Raw genomic sequence first — 7,304 nt, forward strand, 5'->3', positions numbered from 1 at the left:
GTATCTCCGCCTGCGCGGGGGTACGGTTTCGTGTGACGATGCCTTAACTCACCAGCTTCAGCAGGGTCGCGATGAGGTCCGCCTCTGCCGCGGGCTTGTCGGTGCGGATGCGGCTGATGCGGGGGAAGCGCATGGCGACGCCCGATTTGTGGCGTTTCGAGGCATGGATCGAATCGAACGCGACCTCCAGCACCAATGTCTTTTCCACCTCGCGTACCGGGCCGAAGCGGTTGACGGTGTGCTGGCGCACGAACCGGTCGATGTCCTTCAGCTCGGCATCGGTGAAGCCCGAATAGGCCTTGCCCACCGGCAGCAGTTCGCCGCCTTCGGCCGGATCGGCGGTCCAGCAGCCGAAGGTATAGTCGGAATAGAAGGACGAGCGTTTGCCGCTGCCGCGCTGGGCGTACATCATCACGCAATCGGCGATGAGCGGATCGCGCTTCCATTTATACCACAGCCCGACGCGGCGGCCGGCGACATAGGGGGAGTCGCGGCGCTTCAGCATGACCCCCTCGATCGCCGAATCGCGGGCGCGCGACCGGATGTCGGCAAGGTCGGCGAAGCTGGCGGCGTCGATCAGGCGGGAGAGGTCGAAGGTGGTCGGATCGAGCCGGGGTACGAACGCCTCCAACCGGGCGCGGCGTTCGTGCCAGGGGCGCTCGCGCAGGTCCTCCGTACCGTCGAACAATATGTCGTAGAGGCGGACGAAGGCGGGATAGTCGGCCAGCATTGCCTTCGACACCAGCTTCCGCCCCAATCGTTGCTGGAGCGCGTTGAAACTGGCCGCGCCGGTATCGTCGGCGTGGAGCGAACCACCCTGGCCCTGACCCCGCACCAGCAGTTCGCCGTCGAGGACGCCGGGCGTGCGAAACGCGGCGGCGACTTCGGGAAAGGCGGCGGTGATGTCGTCGCCCGCGCGGCTGTAGAGGCGGGTCTCGCCGGCGACATGGACCAGCTGCACCCGGATGCCATCCCATTTCCATTCGGCGGCATAGTCGGCGAGGTCGACGATGCCGTCGTCGAGCGGATGGGCGAGCATGAACGAGCGGAACACCGGCAGGTCGGCGGCGTGCGGCTGTTCGGCGCGCCCCTCTGCCCAGTCGAACAGTTCGGCATAGGGCGGGGCGAGGCCGTGCCAAACCTCCTCCACCGCATCGACGTCGAGGCCGAACGCCTGGGCCAACGCGGTCTTCGCCAGACGCGCGGAGACGCCGACGCGCAGGCCCCCGGTCGCGAGTTTCAGCAGGGCGAAGCGTTCGTCCGATTCGAGCCGGTCGAGCATGTCGGCGAGTGCGCGCGGCGCATCCGAACGCGACAGCGCGGCAAGGCGGGTGACGACACTGTCGAGGGTGAGTGGATCACCATCGGCAATGCTGCCCGGCGGGGGTTCGGGCCACAGCAGTGCGACGGTTTCGGCGGTGTCGCCGACGAAATCGCGGCTCATCGCGAACAGCACCGGATCGGTCCGTTCGGTAATCAGCGCGCGGATGGTGGCGGACTTGACCGCCGGCAGGTCGAGATCGCCGGTCAGCGCGGCGATCGCCCAGCCGCGGTCGGGATCGGGCGTGTCGCGCAGATAGGCGCCGATCAACGCCAGCTTGGCATTGCGCGACCGGGTATAGATCAATCGGTCGAGCAGATCGGCAAAGGCGCGCATATTCATGGTCCGGAGGACGGGGCGACACCGGCCGCCCCGCCCGGCGGATCAGCCCTTGCGCGCGGTTTCGAACAGGAACCAGGCGCGTTCCTCGGCCTGATCGATCCAGTCGTCGGCAAGGCTGCTGGTGGCGGTGTCGCCCGCTTCCTCGGCGGCTTCGCGGGCTTCGCGCAACCGCTCGACCAGCTTGAGATTGTCGTCGCGCAGCTCGGCGAGCATGTCGTCGGGCTTCACGAAGTCCTTGTCATTGTCCTTGATCGCGGTGCGGCGGGCAATGTCGCCGATCGACCGCAGCGAGGTGTTGCCCGTCTTGCGCACGCGTTCCGCGATCACGTCGGTCACGGCAAGGATCTGCGCGGCCTGATCGTCGAGCATCAGGTGATAGTCGCGGAAATGCGGGCCGGACACGTGCCAGTGGAAGTTCTTGGTCTTCAGGTACAGGGTGAAGCAGTCGGCGAGCGCGGCGTTCAAGCCGTCGGCGACGCTGGCGACCTTGTTGTTGGGCAGGTCGGTCGGCGTGTCGAGCGCGGGGTTGGTCACGGGATATCTCCGGCTGGATATGATTCGGTTGAGCAACGATTGCGATGCCGAATCTTTCCCTGCCCGTCCGGGCAAAAATTCCTGTCGTAATGATCGACTCGCTGGATCACAGCAGCCGCAGCGCGCCCAGTCCGACGATTGCCCCGCTGACCAGCAACAGCCCCGCCACGACCGGCCGGATCGCCCGGAACGGCAGCGATTGCCAGCCACGCTCGCCCAGCGTGCCCGCCGCTGCGGACAGGGCGATGGCGGCCAGCGTCGCGCCGATCGCGCCGGCCACCGGATCGGGCGTGCGCGCGACGAGGGCGAAGACGAGGAACTGCCCGCGATCGCCGAGCGCGAGGATGCCGAGGCCGAGGAAACCGGTCAGCCAGCCGGGCAGCCGCCAATGGTCCAGCCGGTCCTTGATCCGCGCGGCGAACAGGGAGGATGCCCCGGCCGAGAGCAGCGCGAGCGCCAGCAACAGGCTGCGCGCATTGGGTGACAGATACGGCGCGACCAGGGTGCCGCCGATCGCGGCCAGGACGAAGCCGATCGCCTGCGCGACGATGCCGCCGATGGTCGCCGCCGATCCGTGGCGGTCGGCAAGGATCGCGGTCAGCAGCGGCGGACGATCGCCGACCCCCGCCAGCAGGACCGCGACGAGCGCGGGGACGAGCGGGTCCATCTACGTAACGGGATCAGCCGGCGAGGCGAACCGAACAGGCAGCGGCATAGGCCTGCGCCGTTGCGATGTCGCTGCGTCCGCACCGCACCGCATCGCGGGCAAGGGCGGTCCATTCGTGGAGCGAGGTGCGTTCGCCGCGCGCGATGGCGGCATCGACCAGCGCCAGGACCGACAGCGCCGGCAGGCTGGATTCGGCGGTGGCGATCGCGCGAATCGCCTCGATCTCGGCAAAGGGATGGGTGCCGCCGCCCATCGTCATCGCCCGCTCTGCATCGATATGTACCGACTCGATCCGCATGGTTGCCTCCCCAACTGCTTGAATCGCATCCTGCGCGCCAGAGGTTACGGTCGAGTGAAGGCGTCCGGCCTTGACTCAAACGCCGGATTGCCGCATGCGCCCCCAACTTGCAGCAGCCCGCGTCGTGGCGGGTCGCTTTCCATTGTCATTTGCGGGCGTCATGCCCAAGGGAATTTTGGGTCATGGCAAAGCCGACCACCGTCAAGATCAAGCTCGTAAGCTCGGCCGATACCGGCTTCTTCTATGTCACCAAGAAGAACCCGCGCAACCAGACCGAGAAGCTGACCTTCCGTAAGTATGACCCGGTCGTGCGCAAGCATGTCGAGTTCAAGGAAGCGAAGATCAAGTAAGCGCTTGTCGGCCTGGTCACGGGCCGGTCGTTTACCGCGAAAACCCGCCGGGGGCCGACAAGGCGTCCGGCGGGTTTTGCGTTTTGGGGTTGTTGGAGGTCGCTGACCTTCCCGCATCGTCACCCCGGGTCAAGCCCGGGGTGACGGGTGGGGTGAGGTTGCTCTCGCCCCGAGAGCCCGTCATTCCCGCGAAGGCGGGAATCCATAGCCGCTATCGTTTCGGCAGAAGTATCGACGCCAGCGAATATGGACTCCCGCCTTCGCGGGAGTGACGAAAAGGGTGGGTCGCACCCAAAGCCACAATGTCGCCTACCCCCGCAAATCCCGCCCCGGATCGCGATCGGCGTTGAACGCATCGACCGCGGCGTCATGGCCCGATCCGTTGCTCAAGAACACCAGCGCCATCAGCGCGCCGCCCAGCATCACCGACCCGCCGACCCCGCCCAAAGTCGCGGCGGCGATGATCCAGTTCATCGACCCGACCCACCACCAGATGCCGCCCAGCGCGACCAGCGCGGCGGCGACCGCGATGCCGGCCATGATCTTCAGCAGCCAGCGAAAGCGGGCCCACGCGAACGCGGCATAGTCGGGATCGTCCAGATCGTTCGCCATGGCTTTTCAATGGGCGCGAAGCGTGGAATTCTCAAGGCCGTGGACGCGCGTGCGGGAGCGAACTGCCGCGCCGGACAGTAAGGAGAGGGCGATGACGATCGCAGCGATTTCGGGCGGACGCGATGTGGTGTCGGTGGGCGCCGACATGCCGGTGCGCGACGTGGTGGCATTGTTGACGCGGCACCGCATCGGCGCGGTGCCGGTGCTGGTGGAGGGCAAGGTCGCCGGCATCTTTTCCGAACGCGACGTCGTGCACGCGCTGGCCGAGGTCGGCGGCGACGTGCTGGAGATGGCGGTCGGCGAGCGGATGACCAGCCCGGTGGTGACCGTGCCGCCCGCCGCGTCGATCCTGGGCGCGCTGTCGCTGATGACGCAGCGGCGCATCCGCCACCTGCCGGTCGTGGAGGGGGAGGTGCTGGTCGGGTTCGTGTCGATCGGCGATCTGGTCAAGCACCGCATCGACGGGATCGAGGCGGAAGCGAGCGCGATGCGCGCCTATATCCAGCAGGCGTGAGCGGCCGTTGACCGGCGGTTAAGGCGGCCACGATACAGCGGCATCATGGCTTCTCCCTCGCTCGCCGAACATCTTAACTGGCACGTCAAGCAGCGGCTGCACCGGCGGCTGGCGCGCCGCGTGCTGCGCACCCCGCCGATCGCGCAGGGCGACGATGGCGTCATCCTGTTCTCGATGATCGGGACGGCGGTGCTACTGCCCTATCTGGTCGCGGTGAAGTCGCTGCGGCAGCAGCTGGGGCGCGGGCGGGTGGTGATCCTCGACGACGGGACACTGACCGCCGCCGACCATGCGGTGCTGGCGCATCACCTGAACGCCCCGCGCATCATTGCGATCGGCGATGTCGATACCGGGCCGTGCCCGCGCGGGGGGACGTGGGAGCGATTGCTGACCATCCTCGACCTGCGTGCCGACGCCTATGTCATCCAGGTCGATTCGGACACGGTGACGCTGGGCAATCTGGCGGAGGTGCGCGCGGCGATCGATGCCGGGCGCGACTTCACGTTGCGCGGGGAGGCGGGGTCCGAGATTCGCGCGGCGGCCGAACTTGCCGCCGACCGGATCGGCGTCGATCCGCGATCCCCCGGACTGCATGTGCAGGACGCGGCGGAGGCGGCGATCGGATGGCTGGCGATTCCGGGCCACGACCGGCTGCGCTATGTGCGTGGCTGTTCGGGCTTTGCCGGCTTTGCGCCGGGCGGGCCGGGGCGGGCGCTCGCGGAAAAGTTTTCGCAGGCGATGGACGGGGCGATCGGGCGGGCGAGTTGGTCGCGCTGGGGCAGCGAGCAGGTGACGTCGAACTTCGTTGTCGCCAACGGGCGCGATCCGCTGCTGCTGCCCTATGATCGCTACTGGAATTTCTGGAACGCCGCGCTGTTCGGCCGCGCACGGTTTGCCGGCGATGCGGCGTTCGTACACTTCATCGGCACCTATCGCTTCCATGGCGATGCGTATCTGGCGGCGACCCGCACCGCGATCGACCGGCTGGGTTAGGACCGCCGCAGCATCGCCCAGGCGTCCAGCACGGCACCGCGCGCGAACAGCCACAAGCTGCCGGCATAGACCGCGCCGCCGACCGCCGCCGACAGCGCCAGCATCGGCAGCGGCGACAACGGCCCCGCGGCATGGGCGGCCAGCGTCACCGCCCCTGCCATCGCCGCGCCCGCCCCGAACGCCGGCGCCACCGCGCGGGCAAAGCTGCCCACCGACAGTCCGATCACCGGCAGCGCGCGCACCGCGACGATGCCCAGCAGCAGCGGGTGCGCGACGATCCATGCGCCCGCCACCCCCGCGATCCCGAAACGCGCCCCGATCAGGAACGCGATCGGCAGCAGGATCGCGCCGATCGCGGTCGTGCCCGCCGTGGTGCCGGGCTTGCCCAGCGCGTCGACGGCGGGCGGGAACAGCGCCTGCAGCGTCATGAACGGCATGGCGATGCCGAGCAGCGCGACCAGCGGCGCGGCATCGGACCATTTCGGCCCGAGCGCGATCGCCACCGCCGGCCGCGCGGTGACGGCAAGGCCGATGAAGAACGGCACCGCGACCAGCATCAGCACCCGCACCGACCGCACGAACCCTGCCGCCACCGCCGCCGGATCGTCGCGCATCCGGGCATAGGCGGAAAAGGCAACCTCGTTGATCGGCGGCACGACCTTGTTGGTGAAAATCTGGGTGAGGAACAGCGCGGTGGTGTAGATGCCGACCGCATGGGCATCGAAGAAGCGCCCGGCGACGAGGATATCGGCCTGGCTCTGCGCAAAGCTCAGCAGGCTGGCCCCCGCCACGATCCCGCCATAGCGCGCGAGATGGCCCGCGCCGCGAAAGTCGAAGCTCGGCCACATCCACGCATGGGCGGCGATCATCAGCCCGATCGCGCGGGTGGTGAACAAGATCGCTGGTGCCAGCACCAGCGTCCAGACGCCCAGCCCGGCATAGGCCCCGCCGATCGCTGCCAGCGCACCGGCCAGCGACGACAACAAATTGACCTGCGCCTGCCGATGGAAGTCCATCCGCCGCGCCAGCAATGCATAGGCAAAGGAGCTGAATGGCGTGGTGAGGTACAGCAGCGCCTGCACCCGCAATAAGTCGGCGACGAACGGCTCGCGATAATAGGCGGCGGCGAGGGGGGCGAGCAGGAACTGGATGCCGCCCAGCACGAGGTTGAGCAGCAGGAGCATCCCGAACACCTGCCGCTGTTCGCGCTGCGACACCTCGCCATGCTGGATCAGGGCGTTGGCGAGGCCGTGCCCGTTCAGCATGTTGAGCAGTAGCAGTACGACCCCGGTCATCGCGACCAGCCCATAATCCCCCGGCGTCAGGAGCCGGATGACAAGGAAGGTCGACGCCCACGACACCATCTGCCCGACGATCTGGCTGCCCGAGCGCCAGATGACGGCCCGGCGCACCTGTTTGCGCAGCGTTTCGGGCGGGGGAGTGGTTGATTCGGCGGGGAGTTCCATCGACCCACCTTGTAACCCCAGGGATTGAAAGGGCGTAAACCCGCGGATTTCCGCCAATCTGAAACTTTCTCGAAACAAAATTGCAAAAAGTCGTTGACGGTTTCCGTCACCCCCCGTAGAGGGCTGTTCACCGGACGGGGCGAGTTACTCGCTTCTACCGAGACAGCGAAACGCAGGCGAAGCAAGCGCCCTTCCTAAGAGGGGTAG

General features: G+C 67.7%; 9 protein-coding genes. 3 read left to right on the forward strand and 6 right to left on the reverse strand.

The features are described 5' to 3' along the window. Nucleotides 1-43 precede the first annotated feature (43 nt). From ASE58_RS13645 to ASE58_RS13660, 4 genes are all read right to left on the reverse strand, one after another. Nucleotides 44-1,657, reverse strand: coding sequence for a cisplatin damage response ATP-dependent DNA ligase (locus ASE58_RS13645; RefSeq protein WP_055822255.1), 1,614 nt, complete (start codon nt 1,655-1,657; stop codon nt 44-46). Nucleotides 1,658-1,705: 48 nt separating this feature from the next. Beyond that, nucleotides 1,706-2,197 (reverse strand): Dps family protein, encoded by a 492-nt coding sequence (locus tag ASE58_RS13650; protein ID WP_055757023.1) that lies wholly within the window; start codon nt 2,195-2,197, stop codon nt 1,706-1,708. Between the two features lie 106 nt (nt 2,198-2,303). After that, nucleotides 2,304-2,864: a TMEM165/GDT1 family protein gene (locus ASE58_RS13655; protein WP_055822258.1), complete on the reverse strand. Its 561-nt coding sequence runs from the start codon at nt 2,862-2,864 to the stop codon at nt 2,304-2,306. A gap of 13 nt (nt 2,865-2,877) precedes the next feature. Further along, nucleotides 2,878-3,162 (reverse strand): hypothetical protein, encoded by a 285-nt coding sequence (locus tag ASE58_RS13660; protein WP_055757018.1) that lies wholly within the window; start codon nt 3,160-3,162, stop codon nt 2,878-2,880. A 182-nt stretch (nt 3,163-3,344) separates the two neighbouring features. Here ASE58_RS13660 and rpmG point away from each other — a divergent pair, with 182 nt between their 5' ends. Further along, the gene (gene rpmG, locus ASE58_RS13665) at nt 3,345-3,512 is read left to right on the forward strand and encodes a 50S ribosomal protein L33 (protein WP_055757016.1); all 168 of its coding nucleotides are present in this window, start codon (nt 3,345-3,347) and stop codon (nt 3,510-3,512) included. Nucleotides 3,513-3,821: 309 nt separating this feature from the next. On the opposite strand, the gene ASE58_RS13670 is transcribed toward rpmG, so the two are convergent. Then, nucleotides 3,822-4,124 (reverse strand): hypothetical protein, encoded by a 303-nt coding sequence (locus ASE58_RS13670; RefSeq protein WP_055757009.1) that lies wholly within the window; start codon nt 4,122-4,124, stop codon nt 3,822-3,824. Between the two features lie 91 nt (nt 4,125-4,215). On the opposite strand from ASE58_RS13670, the gene ASE58_RS13675 reads away from it, so the two are divergent. Both ASE58_RS13675 and ASE58_RS13680 read left to right on the forward strand, forming a co-directional pair. Then, a complete protein-coding gene (locus ASE58_RS13675; protein WP_055757007.1) occupies nt 4,216-4,638 on the forward strand; it encodes a CBS domain-containing protein in 423 nt (140 codons plus the stop codon). A gap of 45 nt (nt 4,639-4,683) precedes the next feature. Continuing rightward, nucleotides 4,684-5,631 carry a hypothetical protein gene (locus ASE58_RS13680; protein ID WP_055822261.1) on the forward strand — a complete coding sequence of 316 codons (948 nt, stop codon included), beginning with the start codon at nt 4,684-4,686 and terminating at the stop codon, nt 5,629-5,631. Here the strand turns inward: ASE58_RS13680 and ASE58_RS13685 are convergent. Next, entirely contained in the window at nt 5,628-7,097 is a 1,470-nt protein-coding gene (locus ASE58_RS13685; RefSeq protein ID WP_055822264.1) for a lipopolysaccharide biosynthesis protein, read from the reverse strand. The genes ASE58_RS13680 and ASE58_RS13685 overlap by 4 nt on opposite strands. Nucleotides 7,098-7,304: the final 207 nt, after the last annotated feature.

The organism is Sphingomonas sp. Leaf9, from assembly GCF_001421355.1.
Taxonomy (GTDB): Bacteria; Pseudomonadota; Alphaproteobacteria; order Sphingomonadales; family Sphingomonadaceae; genus Sphingomonas.